Here is a 750-nt window from a genome sequence, read left to right on the forward strand (position 1 = left end):
GCTCGGACTTCTCCGCCTCGGCGTACCATTCGGCGAAAAGGGCGTAGGGATCGGGGGTGTCGGGCATGACGATTCCTTAGACTGGATCGCCCGAGGCGTGAATTCGATCCCGACACGAGATAGGATGTTGCGGCCCGATTCCACCCCACAGGTGCATGGACGGGGCCTTGCCCGGTTGTGGGGCATGTGTCACCACAACTCCCGCCCCGCCACCTGCTGCGGCTCTGCCCGCACAAGACACGGAACGTCATGAACGAAGACGCCGCCCCCGCCACCCTGCCCGCCGGTACGCTGATGCAGGGCCGCCGTGGCCTCATCATGGGCGTGGCGAACGACCGCTCGATCGCCTGGGCCATCGCCCGGGCCTGCGCGGCGCAGGGCGCGGAGCTCGCCTTCACCTACCAGGGCGAGGCGCTGGAGAAGCGGGTCCGCCCGCTCGCCGCCAGCATCGGCAGCGACATCGTCATCCCCTGCGACGTCGGCAGCGACGAGGACATGGACGCCGCCTTCGGCGCCATCGAGGAGCGCTGGGGCAAGCTCGACTTCTTCGTCCACGCCATCGGCTTCGCGGACAAGCAGTACCTTCGGGGCCGCTTTCTGGACACGCCGCGCGAGGCCTTCCTGCAGGCGCTCGACATCTCCTGCTACTCCTTCGCCGCCACCGGACGCCGCGCCGCGGCCCTGATGAGCGAGGGCGGCTCGCTGCTGACATTGAGCTACCTCGGCGCGGAGAAATGGGTGCCGCACTAC

At 68.7% G+C, this 750-nt stretch carries 1 protein-coding gene; it reads left to right on the top strand.

The window, feature by feature from the left end; all coding sequences use genetic code 11:
- Positions 1-249: 249 nt before the first annotated feature.
- Positions 250-750, top strand: a 501-nt coding sequence (locus AC1DWF_RS34020) for an enoyl-ACP reductase FabI (protein ID WP_476842896.1), incomplete at its 3' end; no start/stop codon positions are given.

This window comes from Aminobacter sp. P4_D5 (genome assembly GCF_056401815.1).